18 protein-coding genes are annotated in these 16,445 nt (G+C 70.8%); 8 read left to right on the top strand and 10 right to left on the bottom strand.

The genetic code is table 11. The features are described from left to right. Nucleotides 1-232: 232 nt before the first annotated feature. Complete coding sequence (locus tag ACIHFD_RS01980) at nt 233-625, top strand: NUDIX domain-containing protein (protein ID WP_350722724.1); 393 nt, start codon at nt 233-235, stop codon at nt 623-625. Between the two features lie 63 nt (nt 626-688). Here ACIHFD_RS01980 and ACIHFD_RS01975 read toward each other — a convergent pair whose 3' ends face one another. Together ACIHFD_RS01975 and ACIHFD_RS01970 are read right to left on the bottom strand one after the other, a co-directional pair. Then, nucleotides 689-1,078 (bottom strand): RNHCP domain-containing protein, encoded by a 390-nt coding sequence (locus ACIHFD_RS01975; RefSeq protein ID WP_350722725.1) that lies wholly within the window; start codon nt 1,076-1,078, stop codon nt 689-691. 1 nt (nt 1,079) lies between these two features. Further along, nucleotides 1,080-1,421 carry an RNHCP domain-containing protein gene (locus tag ACIHFD_RS01970; RefSeq protein WP_397365467.1) on the bottom strand — a complete coding sequence of 114 codons (342 nt, stop codon included), beginning with the start codon at nt 1,419-1,421 and terminating at the stop codon, nt 1,080-1,082. A gap of 360 nt (nt 1,422-1,781) precedes the next feature. Here ACIHFD_RS01970 and ACIHFD_RS01965 point away from each other — a divergent pair, with 360 nt between their 5' ends. Next, on the top strand, nt 1,782-3,854 hold the full coding sequence (locus ACIHFD_RS01965) for an acyl-CoA dehydrogenase (protein ID WP_397365164.1): 2,073 nt from the start codon (nt 1,782-1,784) through the stop codon (nt 3,852-3,854). Here the strand turns inward: ACIHFD_RS01965 and ACIHFD_RS01960 are convergent, their stop codons facing one another. Next, nucleotides 3,855-4,502, bottom strand: a complete 648-nt coding sequence (locus tag ACIHFD_RS01960) for a class F sortase (protein ID WP_397365163.1) — start codon at nt 4,500-4,502, stop codon at nt 3,855-3,857. 82 nt (nt 4,503-4,584) lie between these two features. After that, nucleotides 4,585-5,025: a hypothetical protein gene (locus ACIHFD_RS01955; RefSeq protein WP_397365162.1), complete on the bottom strand. Its 441-nt coding sequence runs from the start codon at nt 5,023-5,025 to the stop codon at nt 4,585-4,587. Nucleotides 5,026-5,191: 166 nt separating this feature from the next. On the opposite strand from ACIHFD_RS01955, the gene ACIHFD_RS01950 reads away from it, so the two are divergent. Both ACIHFD_RS01950 and ACIHFD_RS01945 read left to right on the top strand, forming a co-directional pair. After that, the gene (locus ACIHFD_RS01950; RefSeq protein ID WP_364239536.1) at nt 5,192-5,386 is read left to right on the top strand and encodes a hypothetical protein; all 195 of its coding nucleotides are present in this window, start codon (nt 5,192-5,194) and stop codon (nt 5,384-5,386) included. A 6-nt stretch (nt 5,387-5,392) separates the two neighbouring features. Then, nucleotides 5,393-6,202, top strand: a complete 810-nt coding sequence (locus ACIHFD_RS01945) for an MBL fold metallo-hydrolase (protein ID WP_397365161.1) — start codon at nt 5,393-5,395, stop codon at nt 6,200-6,202. Here ACIHFD_RS01945 and ligD read toward each other — a convergent pair. Both ligD and ACIHFD_RS01935 read right to left on the bottom strand, forming a co-directional pair. After that, complete coding sequence (ligD, locus tag ACIHFD_RS01940) at nt 6,199-7,200, bottom strand: non-homologous end-joining DNA ligase (protein WP_397365160.1); 1,002 nt, start codon at nt 7,198-7,200, stop codon at nt 6,199-6,201. The genes ACIHFD_RS01945 and ligD overlap by 4 nt on opposite strands. 280 nt (nt 7,201-7,480) lie before the next feature. Next, nucleotides 7,481-7,621, bottom strand: a complete 141-nt coding sequence (locus ACIHFD_RS01935) for a hypothetical protein (protein WP_350722739.1) — start codon at nt 7,619-7,621, stop codon at nt 7,481-7,483. Nucleotides 7,622-7,727: 106 nt separating this feature from the next. Here ACIHFD_RS01935 and msrB point away from each other — a divergent pair, with 106 nt between their 5' ends. Then, the gene (gene msrB / locus ACIHFD_RS01930) at nt 7,728-8,129 is read left to right on the top strand and encodes a peptide-methionine (R)-S-oxide reductase MsrB (RefSeq protein WP_350722740.1); all 402 of its coding nucleotides are present in this window, start codon (nt 7,728-7,730) and stop codon (nt 8,127-8,129) included. 154 nt (nt 8,130-8,283) lie between these two features. Here the strand turns inward: msrB and ACIHFD_RS01925 are convergent, their stop codons facing one another. Continuing rightward, nucleotides 8,284-9,027, bottom strand: a complete 744-nt coding sequence (locus tag ACIHFD_RS01925) for a hypothetical protein (RefSeq protein ID WP_397365159.1) — start codon at nt 9,025-9,027, stop codon at nt 8,284-8,286. A 291-nt stretch (nt 9,028-9,318) separates the two neighbouring features. Between ACIHFD_RS01925 and ACIHFD_RS01920 the strand changes: the two genes are divergently transcribed. Beyond that, nucleotides 9,319-10,086, top strand: a complete 768-nt coding sequence (locus ACIHFD_RS01920) for an SDR family NAD(P)-dependent oxidoreductase (protein WP_397365158.1) — start codon at nt 9,319-9,321, stop codon at nt 10,084-10,086. Beyond that, entirely contained in the window at nt 10,086-10,964 is an 879-nt protein-coding gene (locus ACIHFD_RS01915) for an ABC transporter substrate-binding protein (RefSeq protein WP_397365157.1), read from the top strand. Before ACIHFD_RS01920 ends, ACIHFD_RS01915 begins: the two co-directional genes overlap by 1 nt. Here the strand turns inward: ACIHFD_RS01915 and hemQ are convergent. Both hemQ and hemG read right to left on the bottom strand, forming a co-directional pair. Continuing rightward, complete coding sequence (gene hemQ, locus ACIHFD_RS01910; protein ID WP_397365156.1) at nt 10,961-11,662, bottom strand: hydrogen peroxide-dependent heme synthase; 702 nt, start codon at nt 11,660-11,662, stop codon at nt 10,961-10,963. The two genes, ACIHFD_RS01915 and hemQ, sit on opposite strands and share 4 nt — an antisense overlap. Before the next feature lie 5 nt (nt 11,663-11,667). Further along, nucleotides 11,668-13,071 (bottom strand): protoporphyrinogen oxidase, encoded by a 1,404-nt coding sequence (hemG, locus tag ACIHFD_RS01905; protein WP_397365155.1) that lies wholly within the window; start codon nt 13,069-13,071, stop codon nt 11,668-11,670. Nucleotides 13,072-13,174: 103 nt separating this feature from the next. Here hemG and ACIHFD_RS01900 point away from each other — a divergent pair, with 103 nt between their 5' ends. Next, a complete protein-coding gene (locus ACIHFD_RS01900) occupies nt 13,175-14,125 on the top strand; it encodes a DUF4349 domain-containing protein (RefSeq protein WP_397365154.1) in 951 nt (316 codons plus the stop codon). Nucleotides 14,126-14,211: 86 nt separating this feature from the next. Here the strand turns inward: ACIHFD_RS01900 and katG are convergent, their stop codons facing one another. After that, a complete protein-coding gene (gene katG / locus ACIHFD_RS01895; RefSeq protein WP_397365153.1) occupies nt 14,212-16,440 on the bottom strand; it encodes a catalase/peroxidase HPI in 2,229 nt (742 codons plus the stop codon). Nucleotides 16,441-16,445 lie beyond the last annotated feature (5 nt).

The following is a 16,445-nucleotide window of genomic DNA, read 5'->3' as shown; positions in this document are numbered from 1 at the left end:
GATTCCGTGCCCCGATGACGCGGATCTCCGCTTCCCCTGAGACATCGTCGCAGGTAGCGCGAGATTGCGAGGCTCGGCGAGAACGCTCTGGGTGTGGTTTTCTCTGTCTCGGGAGTGCCAGAGATCTCTGCGGGGATGACGTATGTAAGCCGCGCGGTCGCAGGAAATGACCAACCATCCGATGACTCTCCAAGGGGGATAAATGCGGATGGATATGTGCATGATGGTCGGCATGATTGACAAGATCGCGTGGATCCACCTGGCGGACGGCAAGATCCTCAGCACCCGGTCACGGGGCAAGACCGTCTACTACCTCCCCGGCGGCAAGCGCGAACCCGGCGAGAGCGACCTCGACACCCTCGTCCGCGAGATCGACGAGGAGCTGTCGGTCGCCATCGTCCCCTCCACCGCCGTCCACCTGGGCACGTACCAGGCTCAGGCGGACAGCCACGCCGACGGCGTGATCGTGAAGATGACCTGCTACACCGCCGACCACGAGGGGACGCCGACACCCAGCAGCGAGATCGAGGAGGTGGTCTGGCTCACCTACGCCGACCGCGACCGCGTGGCGCCCGTGGACCAGATCATCTTCGACGACCTCCACCAGGACGGCCGCCTGCGCTGACCCGATGTCCGTCCGGGGCACATCGGGCCGTCCGGGGGTCACCCCGGACGGCCGTCGGGTCGCCTACCCCGCCCAGGCGGGCAGGGGGAGGCGGGGCGCGGACAGGGGGCGCATGGCGATGCGGAGCAGGGCCAGCGCGTTGTCGTCGCCCGCGATGCGGTTGGCGCTGAGCTCGTCGCAGGACTGGCAGTGGTGGATGATCAGCCACTCCCCGTCCGGCCGGACGGTGATGCTCAGCGCCGCCATCCTGCCCCGGCAGGCCGCGCGGCGATCCCCCGGGATCCGGTGGTCGACGTGCAGGCTCGTCAGGCAGTGCGGGCAGTGGTTCCGGTGGGCGGTGCCCGGCGCGATCATCGGGACGTCCAGCCTGCAGGAGACACAGCGGAACGCGTCCGGGTGATGCGCTTTCTTGCGTTGCCGGGCCCTGTCCCGGGCCGGGTTCCTCCTGGGCATGTCACAGACCGCCGAACGCCTCGAGCGGGAACGGCGGCTGCGCCAGCGGCCGTACGGCCATGCGCATGAGGATGAGCTGGTTGTCGTCCCCGCAGATGGGGTTGGACGTCAGCTCACCGCACCGGGTGCAGCGATGGATGAGCATCCAGTCGCCGGTGCGCAGGACCGCGATCGAGATCGGGATCATCCGCGCCCCGCATTCCGAGGGGCCGCCTTCCGCACGGTCGAGCACGTGCTGCGAGTGCAGGCAACTCGGACAGTGGTTGCGGCGGGTGCCGTCCGGTGCGGTCACGGCCACGGTCAGGCCGCAGCGCACGCACGGGAAGGTGTCGGTGTTCACGATGGAACGAGGTTTGCCGTTGGTGGACAACCTGGGTACTCCTTGCCGGAATGACTTTGTCGAAAGGCAGCAAGAGAGCGCCGAGCGAGCCTCGCGGTGTATGCGGGCATGCTGGTACGGCAGGCGGTCCGGCCGGTCAGAGGTGGTGTTTCAGAGGCAGGATCCGCCCACGGCACGACGAGGCGCGCAAGGCGCGGTGCCAGGCATTAATCCACCCCTCCCCAGATCATGAGTTCCATCGTCAGGACATCAGGGAGATTAGCGGGGCGAGTCCGGCGGCCGCCAATGGTTTTCCTGGCTGTCTGGTTTCCTGGCCGTCTGGTTTCCTGGCCATCGACCGAATGATCTTCTAGGTTCGGACGTATGGGCATCGGGACCACCGAGGAACACCAGGCGCTGGCCGACTCCGTACGGGGGCTCGCCACGCGCACGACCGAGCACGCGGCTCTGGCGGGGCAGGGGATTCTGGGGCTGCATCTGCCCGAGGAGTGCGGTGGGCAGGGGTACGGGCTGCTGGAGTTGTGCGTCGCGCTGGAGGCGCTGGGTGAGCGGCGGGCCCCGGGCGCGTACCTGCCGACCGTCCTGACCTCGGCCGCACTCACCTGGCCCGGCCCAGCCCACCCGGCCGGAGGCGCCGTGACCGCCGCGTCGCTGATCGCGGGGCTCGCCGACGGGTCCATGACCGCCGCCGTCGCGTTCCCCGCCGAGGATGGCGACCCGGGACGCGTCCTGGCGCTGGGCTCGCCGGAGGCCGACCTCTTCCTCGTGCCGGTGGACGGCCGGGGATGGGCGGTGCTCGACCGTGCCGACGTCGTCGCCGAGCCCGCCGACGGCGTCGACCTCGACCGGCCGCTCTGCTCCGTCACCGCACGCACCGTGCCCGCCGACCGGGTGCTCGGCGAGGTGCCGGTACGGGAGCTCGCCGCCGTACTGCTGGGGGCGGACGCGTGCGGCGTGGCGGCGTGGGCCGTGCGGACGGCGGCCGAGTACGCCAAGGTACGCGAGCAGTTCGGGCGGCCGATCGGGCAGTTCCAAGGGGTCAAGCACCGGGTGGCCGCCGCGCTCGTGACCCTCGAACAGGCACGCGCCGCCGTTTGGGACGCCGCCAGAGCCCTGGACGCCACACCCGGGGGCGGACCTGGGGGCGAGGTCAGACTGGCGGTGGGGGTGGCCGGGGTGCTGGGGACCGAGGCGGCCGTGCGGTGCGTGGCGGATGCGATCCAGGTGCTCGGCGGCGTCGGCTACACCTTCGAGCACGACGCCCACCGCTACTACCGCCGGGCCCTGTCCGACCGCATGCTGGCCGGCGACCCGGGACCGTGGGCCGAGGAGGTGGCCGGGCTGGCGGTGGCCGGGGTTCGGCGGGCGATGGAGCCGGACCTGCCCGAGGAGGCGGCCGCCGTCAGGGACGCCATCAGGGCGGAGGCCGAGTCGCTGCGGGCCGAGGAGCCGCCGGCCCGGCTGGGCAGGTTCGCGAGGGAGGGATGGATCATGCCATACCTGCCCAGGCCCTGGGGCAGGGACGCCTCGCCGCTGGAGCAGGTGATCATCCACCAGGAGTTCCGCGACCTCAAGCGGCCGAACCTGGGCATCGCGGCCTGGGCCGTCCCCTCCATCGTCCGGTACGGCACGCGGGAGCAGCAGGAGCGGTTCCTGCCGAGGACGTTCACCGGGGAGATCGTGTGGTGCCAGCTGTTCAGCGAGCCCGGCGCCGGGTCGGACCTGGCCGGGCTGGCGACGAAGGCCACGAGGGTGGAGGGCGGCTGGTCGCTGACGGGTCAGAAGATCTGGACGTCCCTCGCGCAGTTCGCCCATTGGGGTATCTGCCTCGCCCGGACTTCTCCCGAAAAATCGAAACATAACGGGATCACGTACTTCCTGGTGGACATGGCGTCCCAGGGAGTCACCGTCAGGCCGCTCAAGGAGATCAACGGGGACGAGGTGTTCAACGAGGTCTTCCTCGACGACGTCTTCGTACCGGACGACCTGGTCGTCGGCGCGGTGGACGAGGGCTGGCGGGTGGCCCGCGACACGCTCTCCCACGAACGCGTCGCGCTCGGCGACTCCTGGGGCCCCGGCTCGCAGCACACCGACATGGCCGAGCTGATCGCGACGCTGCCCCCGCTCCGGCAGTCGCAACGCGAGCAAGCGGGTCGGCTGTGGGCCGAGGGCCAGGCCATCTCGGCGCTCGGCCTGCGCGTGACGCTCTCCAAGCTGTCCGGCGTGGACGCCGCGACCGCGTCCAGCGTGCGGAAGTTGCTCGGTATGCGGCACGCTCAGGCGATCTCGGAGTTCTGCTGGTCGCTGGCCCCGGCGAGCCGCCGCTGGAACCGCATGATCCTCGCGACGCGGGCGTTCACGATCGGCGGCGGCACCACGGAGGTGCAGCTCAACATCATCGCCGAACGCGCCCTCGGCCTGCCGCGAGACCCCTGATCAGCTCTTGGGGTAGTACGGCGCCGCCAGGTGCGCGTACACGATCGTGTTGTCCCGGTAGCTGTGCGCCTGCCGGTCGAACGTCCCGCCGCAGGTCACCAGTCGCAGCCCGGGATAGGCGAGCCTGCCGTACACCTTCTTGACGGGGAAGCTGCGCTTCGGCGCGTGCTCGACCTTGTCGACGACGAACACGGCCACCGAGCGGTCGGCACGCAGCACCTGCACCTGGTCGCCGCGCTTGACGTTCTTGAGGTTGGCGAAGACGGCGGGGCCGGACCTGGTGTCCAGGTGGCCGGTGATCACGGCGGCGCCGCGCTGGCCGGGCACGGGGCCGTAGCGGTACCAGCCGGCCAGGTCCGGAGGGTCGAACGGCGGGTTCTCGATGGCGCCCGCCGCGTCCAGGCCCAGCTCCATGAGCGAGGCGGCCACGCCGATGGACGGGATGTAGACGGCGGTCGGCTTGGCGGCCCGCATGGGCGCGGCCACCTTGCCGAGCGGCAGGCCGGTGACCGGGGCAGCACCCTCGACGGGTCCGCGCCGCGTGGCGGCGACGGGCTCCGGCTCGGGCTCCCCACCCACGATGCCGCTCAGCCCGAGCCCGACCAGCAACGCCCCGGCCAACGACACCGCACCGGCCACGACCAGCATGCCCCGCTGCCCGGACCTCCGGCCACCGCCCAGGTCCCGGCGCGCGGATGGGTCCCGGCTCGGGGTTTCCGCTGCGGCCAAGCTAGGCGACACCTCTGCGGCGTCGTACCGCGGCTCCGGCCAGCCCCGCGCCCGTCAGCAGCGCCACCCCGCCCAGCGCGAACGGCCACATCGGGTCGTCCGGGGCGAGCCCGCCGCCACCGGTCTCCGGGTGCCCCCTCGGCACTCGGTGCTCGTTCTCGGCCGCGGGCCGCCACGGCTGGGCGGACTCCTCCGGCCCCGGCCAGGATCGGCCGGGATCGGGCTCGGCGGAGGGCGGCGGGCTCGGCTCCTCGGGCTCGGGTTCGGGCTGCTCGTCGCAGAGCAGCGGCAGTGGAAGCAGGCAGGTGGGCAGATCGACCGGTAGGTCAACCGGCAGGTCGGGACCGGTGCGGGCGGAGGCATGGGACGGGCCCGCCGCCAGGGTCACTCCTCCGACCACGAAGACGGCCACCAGCGCCGCGAGATGTCGCGCTTTTGCCATGAGAGAAGGCTCCAGAATCGGTTGTCGCCCCCGATACACAAGAGAGCCTTGCGAATTATTAGATAACGAGTCAAGTAATGTGATCGAAGTGAAACCAGCCAGACACGGAGGGTTTAAGCACGTCCCAACGTGGCAGGAAATAACCGCATAAAGGGGGACAAATGCCATGAGCAATCCACAGCAGCCCGAGATTCGCAGATCAGGCAAATCGCCCACCGAGTTCAAGTCCACCCACCTCGTCTCCGACAAGCAGCGCGGCGCCAGGCGCGCCGACCACCCGCACTCCACGGACAAGGGCAACAAAGGGGGCGGCAAGGGCGGAGGCGTGCCTCCCGACCAGCGCTCGCCGTACCCGGGGTGAGCCGAGGTGAAAGGCAGCCTGCAGTTCATCGGCAACGCGACCACGCTGATCCGCTACAACGGCCTCACGCTGCTGACCGATCCCAACTTCCTGCACCGGGGCCAGCGGGCGTACCTGGGCTACGGCCTGTCCTCACGCCGCCTCACCGACCCGGCCCTGGAGATCGAGGACCTGCCGCCGCTCGACGGGGTGGTGCTGTCGCACCTGCACGGTGACCACTGGGACCGGGTCGCCCGCAGGAAACTGGACAAGGGCACGGTGATCGTCACGACGACCGCGGCGGCCCGCAGACTCCGGCTCCAGGGCTTCCGCCGCAGCGTGGGGCTGGAGGAATGGCACACGCACGAGCTACGCGGCCCGCACGGCACGGTCAGGATCACCGCGCTGCCCGCCAAGCACGCGCCGGGCCCGGCCGAGGCGCTGCTGCCGCCCGTGATCGGCACGATGCTGGAGTTCCGCAACCTGGACGAACGGCTGGAGCTGACCGTGCACATCAGCGGCGACACGCTGCTCGACCGCCACCTGGACGCGATCCCGCGCCGCTTCCCCGACATCGACCTGGCCATCGTGCACCTGGGCGGCGCCCGGCTGCTCGGCCTCCTGCTCGTCACGATGGACGGCGAGCAGGGCGCGTCGTGGTGTGACCTGATCAACCCGCACGCGGTCGTACCGGTGCACTACGACGACTACGCCGCCTTCAGCTCACCGCTGGAGGACTTCCGCCACCACATCGAGCAGAACGGCCTGGCCGACCGGGTGGTCTACATGCGGCGAGGCGAGATCCGCGAACTCGCCCCGCACCACCTCGTCCGCTAGTCGGCGTTCCGGGCCCGGCTCGGCTGGACGCGCATGGGCTCGCCCGGCATCTTCGGGTAGTTGGGCGGGTACGGCATGTCGCCCCGGTCGTCCTTGGCGTAGAGCTCCAGCAGCGGCTCGATCGAGTACGCCACGTCGTCGATGGCCGCGTGCACGTCACCCACCTCGGCGAACCGGGCCGGCACCGTACGGATGTCGAAGTCACGCGGGTCGGCGTCGACCAGCTCGTCCCAGGTCAGCGGGGCCGAGACGGGGGCGTGCGGCTGGGCCCTGACGGAGTAGGCGCTGGCGATCGTACGGTCCCGGGCGTTCTGGTTGAAGTCGATGAACACCCGCTCGCCGCGCTCCTCCTTCCACCACGCCGTGGTCACCAGCCCCGGGTCCCGGTCCTCGACGGCCCTCGCCAGGGCGATGCCGGCGTGACGTACCTGGATGAAGTCCCAGTGCGGCTCGATGCGCACGGCGATGTGCACGCCGCGGTTGCCCGACGTCTTCACGAACCCGGTCATCCCCAGCTCCCCCAGCACCTCCCTGGTGAGCAGTGCGGCCTTGCGGGCGGCGTCGAAGTCCAGGCCCGGCTGCGGGTCCAGGTCGACGCGCAGCTCGTCGGGATGCTCGACGTCGGAGGCCCGCACCTGCCAGGGGTGGAAGTCGATGGTGCCGAGGTTCGCGCCCCAGGCGATGGCCGCCACCTCGGTGACCCGCAGCGACTGCGCTGTACGGCCGCTCGGGAACCGCACCGTCACCGACTGGAGCCAGTCGGGGTGCTTGGGCGGCATCCGCTTCTGATAGATCGCCTCGGTCTGTACGCCGTCGGGGTGGCGCTTGAGGTTGGTGGGCCGGTCCTTGAGCGCGCGCAGGGCGCCCTCGCCGACGCTCACGTAGTACTCGACCAGCTCCCGCTTGGTGGCGCCGATCTCCGGGAAGTAGACCTTGTCGGGGTTGGTGACCTTGACGGTCCGCTCCCCCACCTGCAGCTCGATGTACGGCGATGCCATGCACCGAACATACTCTCCACTCGTGGAGGGGGCTCCGTCGCGTGCTCATGGCCTCCACTTCGCGGAGGCGGGCTCGGTCGCTTCGGTGCCGTTGCCTTCCCTCGTCGCTCTGGTCGCTGCGCTCCCGACGCTCCTCAGTCCAGGCAACGGCGCTCCCTCACGTGCTCATGGCCTCCACTTCGCGGAGGCGGGCTCGGTCGCTTGGTGCGTGCCATGGCCGAGGTGGGCCCGTCCCGGAGCCGCCTCGGTGGCGGGACCGAGGGCTCGACGGGACGGGCCGCTAGATCACCCGCCGCCGTTCCGGGCGCTGGCGCGCCACCCGGCCGGCCGTGGCGATCCCCAGCGGCTCCAGCACGGGCGTGGGCTGTGCCGCCTGGCGGGATCTGCGGATGATCTCACCCCTGACAGGAGGCGATGACACCCCCTTGCCTACAAAGACGCGAATTCACCCCAGAACAGATGCTTCAGCCTGCGAAGATCTCTTTTTGCCTGATCTCTCATCGCCTCCGATCTCGTACGCTGGACGCATGGAGAAGGTGGTCAAGAGCGAGGCCGAGTGGCGGGTCCAGCTCTCGCCTGAGGAGTTCCACGTCCTCAGGGAGGCCGGGACCGAGCGCCCGTTCACGGGCGAATACGTGGACACCAAGGCGGAGGGCGTCTACTCGTGCCGCGCGTGCGGGGCGGAGCTGTTCCGGTCGGACACGAAGTTCGAGTCGCACTGCGGGTGGCCGAGCTTCTTCGCGCCGGGCGACTCCGACGCGGTCCGGCTGATCGAGGATCACAGCCATGGAATGGTGCGTACGGAGGTGCGGTGCGCGCGATGCGACTCGCATCTGGGGCACGTGTTCCACGGAGAGGGATATCCCACTCCGACCGACGATCGTTACTGCATCAACTCGATCTCCCTTAGGCTTGAACCCAAGGGGTGATCGGCCAGCGACAGCGCGTACTGATCACCTGCCTCGGGTAGGAGTTTTGTGTGCGCTTTGTCCATCTGCGCCATCGCTGGGTGACGATTGAGGCCATCGGGCGGGTCGTGACGCAACGGTGTGAGGTGTGCGCCAAGACCCGCGTCCGGGTCCGTTAGTCAGGGGCGGGGTGGGTGACGCGACAGCTGGTGTCGGACGGGCCGAGGATGTTGGCGAGCACGGGATTGCCGTTCTCGCCGAACTCGGCTTGTACGAACACGACCGGATGGGCCACGCCCCTCGCGCGCAGGTACGCCAGACCGCGCTCGCACAGCGTGATCGCTGAGGACGAGTTCCCCGCCGTTTCCGGTAGATCCGTGTAAATGCGCAAATATCCGCCGACCGTGCGGATGTCCTTGAGGCGTTTCAGCGCCTTGTCGTCCGGGCCCCAGTGCGTACGGAAATACTCGGCCGCCTGCTGATCGGTGTGCCGCGACGGGCCGTTCGCCTTGTACCCCTCCGCCTCGCCGGGGTCGGGACCGTCCGCCAGCAGGTCCTCCGCGTCGGTGGTGCCCGGTACCAGCCCCTGCTCGACCGTACCGGGAGAGACCGCACCCGGGCTCGGAGCGGCCTGGGACGGCGGCTCCGACTTCGGCAGCTCACGCGTCCTGACCTCCGCGCTCACCCCCGCGCTGGTGGTGCCGCCGCCCTTTCCTGGCAGTGCCGCGGAGCCGTTCTCCGGCTCCACCCGAGCCTGCGGCGCCGGTCGCGCCTGCTGGGACGAGGCGGCGGTCAGCGCCCCGCCGAAGGTCCCGTTCGCGCCGAGCACCGCGGCCACGCCGCCGGCCAGCGCCATGGCCCCGACCGCTCCGACCGCCCACCGCCGGCCCAGACCGCGCCGCCGCGAGCGCGTCGCCACATGACGGCCTGCCCCGCGCCGCCGGGTCCCCCGTTTTCCCGATCCACCCATCACCCCGCCCTCCCCGCCACCGTGGGACGCCGCCATCAAGTGCCCGGAGCGCCTTGGAACGTGCCACCGCAAGCCGCCCGTACGAACAGAGGATTTCCCTGATTGTGACAAAGCGGATAGATCAAGTCGCCTGGATCGCCAACTTCGGCCTCGCTCTTTCTGCCGTTATCCGGACAGCCCCGGGGGCAGCAAGGAAGAGCAGGGACAGTCCAGGCCGCAGGATGGGCAGGGGGTGGGCCCGTGGCTGAGGCGACCGGCAGGGTGGACGGCAGGGTGGCGTTGGTGACGGGGGCCAGCAGCGGAATCGGCGCGGCCACCGCACGCCTTCTGGCCGCGCGAGGGATGCGCGTGGTGGTCAACTACCTCCGCAGCGCCAGGGCGGCCGAGGAGGTCGTGGCCGGCATCGAGGCCGCCGGCGGCCGGGCCATGGCCGCGCAGGCCGATGTACGCGAGGCGACGGCGGTCGGGCGCATGGTCCGGCAGGTCGAGGCGGCGTGGGGCGGCATCGACGTGCTCGTGCACAACGCGCTCACCCCATATGTGATCAAGCATTTCCAGGACATGACATGGGAGGAGCTGGGCGGGAAGCTCGACGACGAGATGCGTGCGGCGTTCACGGTCACCAAGGCCGTCCTGCCCGCCATGACCGAACAGAGCTGGGGACGCATCATCTATCTCGGCACCGGCCTCAGCCGCCGGCCCCGGGAGGGCATGGTCGCGCTGGGCACGGCCAAGGCGGCGCTGGCGCAGTTCGCCCGGTATCTCGCCCAGGAACTGGGCCCGCGCGGCATCACGGTCAACGTCGTCGAGCCCGGCCCGGTCGCGGACACCCGGATGGCGAACGTGCTCGACGAGGAGCTCGTACGGCGGCAGGTGGCCGCCACCCCGCTGGGCCGCCTGGCGCACCCGGGCGACGTCGCCCAAGTGGTCGCCTTCTACGCGAGCGAGGACAACGCCTTCATGACCGGCACCACGGCCGCGGTCAACGGCGGGATGGCCATGTACTGATGTACACGATCGATCTCGCCTACGTCGGGCGCGGCCTGCACGAGGAACTGGTCGCCTACATCGCCGACCAGCAGGGCTACTACGCCGACGAGGGCGTCCACGTCGCGCTGCGCGACGGCTGCTCCTGGGACGAGGAGCGGCTGCGCCACGTCGCCACCATCGGGCTCGGCCGGGCGCTGCTGTCCCGGCTGGCCGACGGCGTGCCCTGGGTCGCGCTCAACGTCAACACCCACCGCCCGCTGTTCTGGTTCCTCGCCCGCGCCGGTCTGACCTCCCTGGCCGATCTGGCCGGTCGGCGGGTCGCGGTGCACGCCCCGCAGACCGCACCGGGGTGCTTCGCCCGGATCGTGCTGCGCCGGGCCGGCCTCGACCCGGACCTCGACATCCGCGCCGTCGTCCGCCAGCCCGGCGACTACGGCATGGACCTGCGCCGGCTGCACGAGGGCAGGATCGACGCCGCCCTGGTCGGCAGCACCATGGCACCGGAGGCGGTGGCCGCCGAGAACGGCTGGCGGGTGCCGGCCTGGGTCGGCGACCACTTCCAGATCCCCACCGTCGGGGTGGCCGTCGATCCCACCCACATCCCTCCGGGCGACCCCGCGGTCCAGGCCGTCGTACGAGCCCATCGGCGCGCCCTGCGGGTGATCCACGACGACCCCGACACCGCGGTGCGGCACATCCGGACGTTCCTCGGCCGGCACACCGCGGACGAGGCCCGAGCCCACTACGAGACGTTCATCGCCCCGTATTTCACCACCGAGGGCCAAGCCGACCTCGCCGTCGGCGCCACCGCGATCACTGCGGTCGCCGCCGAACTCGGCGTCTCCGCCACCGTCACCGCGGCCGAGTTCTACCGCACCGCGACCACCGCACCTTAGGGCAGGGCCGCGATCAGCTCCCGCACCGGCTTGCGGGCGCCGGTGTAGAACGGGATCTCCACGCGCGTGTGGCGGCGGGCCTGGGCGCCCCGCAGCGTACGCATCAGGTCGACGATCCTGTGCAGCTCGTCGGCCTCGAACGCCAGCATCCACTCGTAGTCGTTGAGCGAGAAGCACGCCACCGTGTTGGCCCGCACGTCGGGATAGTCGCGCGCCATCCTGCCGTGCTCGGCCAGCATGGCCCGGCGCTCGGAGTCCTCGAGCAGATACCACTCGTACGACCGCACGAACGGATAGACGCTCACGTAGGCCCGCGGCTCCTCCTCCGCGAGGAAGGCCGGGATGTGCGACTTGTTGAACTCGGCCGGCCGGTGCAGCGCCATGGCCGACCAGACGGGCCTGCTGTGGCGGCCCAGCTCGGTGCGCCGGAACCTGGAGTAGACGTCCTGCAGGTCCTCGGCGGTGGGCGCGTGCCACCAGAACATGAAGTCGGCGTCGGCCCGCAGCCCGGCCACGTCGTAGACCCCCCTGGTCACGACGCCCTTGCCGGCGGCCTGGTCCAGCAGCTCCTCGACCTCACCCGCCAGGCCCTCGCGGTCGGCGGGACACGGCTCGGTCGCCTGGAAGACCGACCACATCGTGTAACGGATCACCTGGTTGAGATCGCGGGCCTTGGGCCGCGGGGCTGCCTCTGTCATAGCCTCTATTGTCCTCTCGGGGACAGGTGGTCCAGAATCCGGGCCGCGGCCGTACGCGCCGTGCCGATGCAGGCCGGGATGCCGATCCCGTCGTACGCGGCGCCGCAGACGGCCAGCCCGGGCTGCACGGCCACCGCCGCGCGCACCCTGGCCACCCGGTCGAGGTGACCCACGTTGTACTGCGGCAGCGCGCCGCCCCAGCGCGTGACCCGGGTGTCCAGCGGCAGCCCGCTGGTGCCCATCACGTCGGCCATCTCGGCGGAGGCCAGCGACACCAGCTCGGTGTCGTCCCGCTGGAGCAGGTGCTCTTCGCCGACCCTGCCGATCGAGCAGCGCAGGATCACCATGTCCTTGACCAGGTGCGGCCACTTGACCGAGCTGAACGTGACCGCCTTGACCGCCCGCCCCTCCACGGGCGGCACCAGGTAGCCGCTGGAGGCAGGCGGCTCGGGGAAGGCGTCGATCGGGTACGCGAGCGTGACGATGGCCATGCTGGCGTACTCGATCCTGGCCAGCTCGCTCGCCGCCTTGGGCACCTCGGCCTTGAGCAGCCGGGAGGCCGCGGGCCCCGGCGTGGCCACGATCACGGCGTCCGCCTCGATGACATCGGGTCTCGGGACCGGGCCGGTGACGAGCTGCCAGCCGTCGCCGGTCCTGCGCAGCTCGCGTACGGTGACGCCGGTCCTGATGTCCGCGCCCGACGCCTTGGCGACCGCCTCCGCGAGGCTGCCGACGCCGTTCTTGAGGGTCGTGAAGACCGGACCCGCGTCCTTCGGCGCCTCCTCGACGAGCTGCCTGGCCCCGGTCAGCAGCGAGCGCTCGGAGCGTGCCACCGCCGCCACCCGCGGCATCGTGGCCTCCAGCGACAACATGTCGGACCGGCCCGCGTAGACGCCGCCGAGCAGCGGCTCGACCAGCCGTTCCACGACCTCGGCGCCCATCCTGGCCCGGATGTACGCGGCCACGGACACGTCGGTGCGGACGAGCGTCGCCGGCAGGATCTGGTCGAGCGGCACGCGCAGCAGGCCGCCGGGCGAGACGATGCCGGACTTGGCCAGCTCGGTCAGGTCGGCGGGCACGCCCATGACCTGGCCCTTCGGCATCGGCCGCAGCGTGCCCCTGCTGTAGATGGCCGAGCCGGCGGCGCCGGGGAAGACCAGGTCGTCGCCGAGCCCCACCGCTCCGGCCAGCTCCTTGCCCTCGGGCCGCCTGGCCAGCATGGCCTCCGCGCCCGCGTCCACGCTCACCCCGGCGACCTCCGAGGCGTACAGCTTGCCGCCGATGCGCGAGGCGCCCTCCAGCACGGTCACCTTGACCCGCTTGCCCCCGCTCTGGCGGAGATACCACGCGGCGGCGAGACCGGAGATCCCCCCGCCGATGACGACCACGTGGGCCCGATTCCCTTCCACGCTTCCAGACGCTACCGCCTCAGCGCCCTGCCTCCATAAACGCAGTGACCGTAACGTGATTCATCCCGTCAAACCGGGGCTATCTCGCACCCGTCTTATGGGCATGAGGAGAATCCGGTACGGAATCGCACTCGCGACCGCCTGCTCGGCCCTGCTCCTGGCCGGCTGCGGCGGCGGCAGCCGCTCAGAAGTCCTCACCAGCGACGCGGGCAGCGGGGCGGCCGCACCAGCCGTGGCCTCCGCGGCTCCGGCCCAGGAGCAGGATGTCAGCAAGCAGCCGAGACCCCAGCGCCAGGACAACGGCGGGCTGGTCTCGAACGTCAAGCTCACCCAGCAGGACCGCCAGGTCATCTACACCGGCAGCATGACCGTGCGGGCCAAGCAGGTCACCGCCGCCGTGCAGCAGGCCAAGCAGATCGTGACGTCGGCGGGCGGCTACCTGTCCAAGGAGGAGACCAGCTCGGCCAGTGACAGCGAGGACACGGCCATGCTGGAGTTCAAGGTCCCGCCGGACAAGTACGCCGAGGTGCTCGGCCGGCTCGGCAAGGACCTGGGCAAGCAGCTGTCCATGAACCAGGGCACCCAGGACGTCACCATGCAGATGGCCGACGTCAACAGCCGGCTCAAGTCGGCGCAGCAGTCGCTGGACTCGCTGCGTACGCTGCTGAAGAAGGCCGACACGATCGGGCAGGTCCTGCAGGTGGAGCGGGAGATCTCCACGCGCGAGGCCGACCTGGAGTCGCTGCAGGCGCAGCAGAAGGAGCTGACCACGCAGGTCGCCATGGCCACGCTGACGCTCCGGCTGGTCGGGCCGGTCACGGAGGTCCAGGATCCCGAGGAGGAGCCCGCGGGCTTCCTGGGCGGGCTGAAGGCGGGCTGGAAGGCGCTGGTGTCGTTCACGAAGATCGCGCTGACGGTGCTCGGCGCGCTGCTGCCGTGGCTGATCGCGTCGCTGCCCCTGATCGCGCTGGTGATCTACCTGGCGCGGCGCAATCGCGTCAGGCGTCCCACCGTCCCCACGCCCCCGCCGGGCCCCGGCCCCGAGGCGGCCTGACCGCCCAGAGGCGGTACTGAGGCCGGTACTGAGGCCGGGTACGCCGTCCGGGCCGGCCCGTCGTGGGCCGACCCGGACGTCGATCATCAGACCAGGTCGAACCGGTCGAGGTTCATGACCTTGTCCCACGCCGCGACGAAGTCCGTCACGAACTTCTCCTTCGCGTCGTCGCTCGCGTAGACCTCCGCGACCGCGCGCAGCTCGGAGTTGGACCCGAAGACGAGGTCGGCCCGGCTGCCGGTCCACTTGACCGCACCGGTGACGTCGTCCTTGGCCTCGAACGTGTTCGCGTCCTCGGACGTCGCCGTCCACGTCGTGCCCAGGTCGAGCAGGTTGACGAAGAAGTCGTTGGTCAGCGCCCCGGGGGTCGCGGTGAGGACGCCGAGCTGCGACTGCTGGTAGTTCGCACCCAGGACGCGCAGGCCGCCGACGAGGACCGTCAGCTCGGGAGCGCTCAGGGTCAGCAGGTTGGCCCGGTCGATGAGCAGGTACTCGGCCGGCAGCCGGTTGCCCTTGCCGAGGTAGTTGCGGAACCCGTCGGCGGCCGGCTCGAGCGCGGCGAACGACTCGACGTCGGTCTGCTCCTGCGCGGCGTCCACGCGGCCCGGCGTGAAGGGCACCTGGACGTCGAAGCCGGCGTCCTTGGCGGCCTTCTCCACGGCCGCGGCACCGGCCAGCACGATCACGTCGGCCAGCGAGACCTGCTTGCCGCCGGTCTGGGCGCCGTTGAACGCCTTCTGGATCCCCTCAAGGGTGCCCAGCACCGCCGCCAGCTGGTCGGGGTCGTTGACCTCCCACCCGCTCTGCGGCTGCAGGCGGATGCGCGCGCCGTTGGCGCCGCCGCGCTTGTCGCTGCCGCGGAAGGACGCGGCCGACGCCCACGCGGTGGAGACGAGCTGCGACACCGACAGGCCCGAGGCCAGGACCTGGCCCTTGAGGGCGGCGATGTCGGCGGCGTCGACGAGCTCGTGCGTCACCGCGGGCAGCGGGTCCTGCCACAGCAGCGTCTCGGACGGGACCTCCGGGCCGAGGTAGCGCACGATCGGGCCCATGTCGCGGTGGGTCAGCTTGTACCACGCGCGGGCGAAGGCGTCCGCGAACTCGGCGGGGTTCTCCAGGAAGCGCCGCGAGATCGGCTCGTAGACCGGGTCGAACCGGAGCGAGAGGTCCGTGGTCAGCATCGTCGGAGCGTGGCTCTTCGACGAGTCGTGGGCGTCGGGGACGGTGTCCGCGCCCGCGCCGTCCTTCGGCCGCCACTGGTTGGCGCCGGCGGGGCTCTGGAACAGCTCCCACTCGTAGCCGAACAGGATCTCGAAGAAGCTGTTGTCCCAGGTGATCGGGGTGTTCGTCCAGATGCCCTCGAGACCGCTGGTGATCGCGTCGCCACCCTTGCCGGTGCCGAAGCTGTTCTTCCAGCCGAGGCCCTGCGCCTCGATCGGGGCGGCCTCGGGGTCGGCGCCGACGTTGTCGGCCGGGCCGGCGCCGTGGGTCTTGCCGAAGGTGTGACCGCCGGCGATCAGGGCGACCGTCTCCTCGTCGTTCATCGCCATCCGGCGGAACGTCTCACGGATGTCGCGGGCCGCGGCCAGCGGGTCGGGGTTGCCGTTCGGGCCTTCCGGGTTGACGTAGATGAGGCCCATCTGGACCGCGCCCAGCGGGTTCTCCAGCTCGCGGTCGCCGGTGTAGCGCTCGTCGCCGAGCCAGGTGGTCTCGGGGCCCCAGTAGACGTCCTCGTCAGGCTCCCAGACGTCCGCGCGGCCGCCGGCGAAGCCGAAGGTCTCGAAGCCCATCGTCTCCAGGGCGACGTTGCCGGCGAGGATCATGAGGTCGGCCCACGAGAGCTTCTGGCCGTACTTCTTCTTGACCGGCCAGAGCAGGCGGCGGGCCTTGTCGAGGTTGCCGTTGTCGGGCCAGCTGTTGAGCGGGGCGAAGCGCTGCTGCCCGGCCCCGGCGCCGCCACGGCCGTCGCTGATCCGGTACGTGCCCGCGCTGTGCCAGGCCATCCGGATGATGAACGGGCCGTAGTGACCGAAGTCGGCCGGCCACCAGTCCTGCGAGGTCGTCAGCACCTCCGCGATGTCCCGCTTGACGGCCGGGAGGTCCAGGCTCTTGAACGCCTCGGCGTAGTCGAACTCCTGGCCGAGGGGGTTGGTCTCGGCGGGGTTCTTGGCGAGGATCCTCAGGTTGAGCCGCTCCGGCCACCACTGGCGGTTTCCGCCGCCCTGAGTCGGATGCGGGGCGCGCTCGTGCGCGACCGGGCAGCCTGCGCCTTCCGCCTTCGCGTCAGTGACGATTGCATCATGGTTCTCAGACATGGGAA

The sequence above is a fragment of the Nonomuraea sp. NPDC051941 genome (assembly GCF_044593615.1).
This window is presented reverse-complemented; position numbering and strand designations above follow the sequence as displayed.

What these genes read in the sequence shown, in the direction of transcription:
- ACIHFD_RS01980 (WP_350722724.1), top strand. Translation starts at nt 233, where the DNA reads ATGATTGACAAGATCGCGTGGATCCACCTGGCGGACGGCAAGATCCTC.
- ACIHFD_RS01975 (WP_350722725.1), bottom strand. Translation starts at nt 1,078, where the DNA reads ATGCCCAGGAGGAACCCGGCCCGGGACAGGGCCCGGCAACGCAAGAAA.
- ACIHFD_RS01965 (WP_397365164.1), top strand. Translation starts at nt 1,782, where the DNA reads ATGGGCATCGGGACCACCGAGGAACACCAGGCGCTGGCCGACTCCGTA.
- ACIHFD_RS01960 (WP_397365163.1), bottom strand. Translation starts at nt 4,502, where the DNA reads ATGCTGGTCGTGGCCGGTGCGGTGTCGTTGGCCGGGGCGTTGCTGGTC.
- ACIHFD_RS01955 (WP_397365162.1), bottom strand. Translation starts at nt 5,025, where the DNA reads ATGGCAAAAGCGCGACATCTCGCGGCGCTGGTGGCCGTCTTCGTGGTC.
- ACIHFD_RS01950 (WP_364239536.1), top strand. Translation starts at nt 5,192, where the DNA reads ATGAGCAATCCACAGCAGCCCGAGATTCGCAGATCAGGCAAATCGCCC.
- ligD (WP_397365160.1), bottom strand. Translation starts at nt 7,200, where the DNA reads ATGGCATCGCCGTACATCGAGCTGCAGGTGGGGGAGCGGACCGTCAAG.
- msrB (WP_350722740.1), top strand. Translation starts at nt 7,728, where the DNA reads ATGGAGAAGGTGGTCAAGAGCGAGGCCGAGTGGCGGGTCCAGCTCTCG.
- ACIHFD_RS01915 (WP_397365157.1), top strand. Translation starts at nt 10,086, where the DNA reads ATGTACACGATCGATCTCGCCTACGTCGGGCGCGGCCTGCACGAGGAA.
- hemQ (WP_397365156.1), bottom strand. Translation starts at nt 11,662, where the DNA reads ATGACAGAGGCAGCCCCGCGGCCCAAGGCCCGCGATCTCAACCAGGTG.
- ACIHFD_RS01900 (WP_397365154.1), top strand. Translation starts at nt 13,175, where the DNA reads ATGAGGAGAATCCGGTACGGAATCGCACTCGCGACCGCCTGCTCGGCC.
- katG (WP_397365153.1), bottom strand. Translation starts at nt 16,440, where the DNA reads ATGTCTGAGAACCATGATGCAATCGTCACTGACGCGAAGGCGGAAGGC.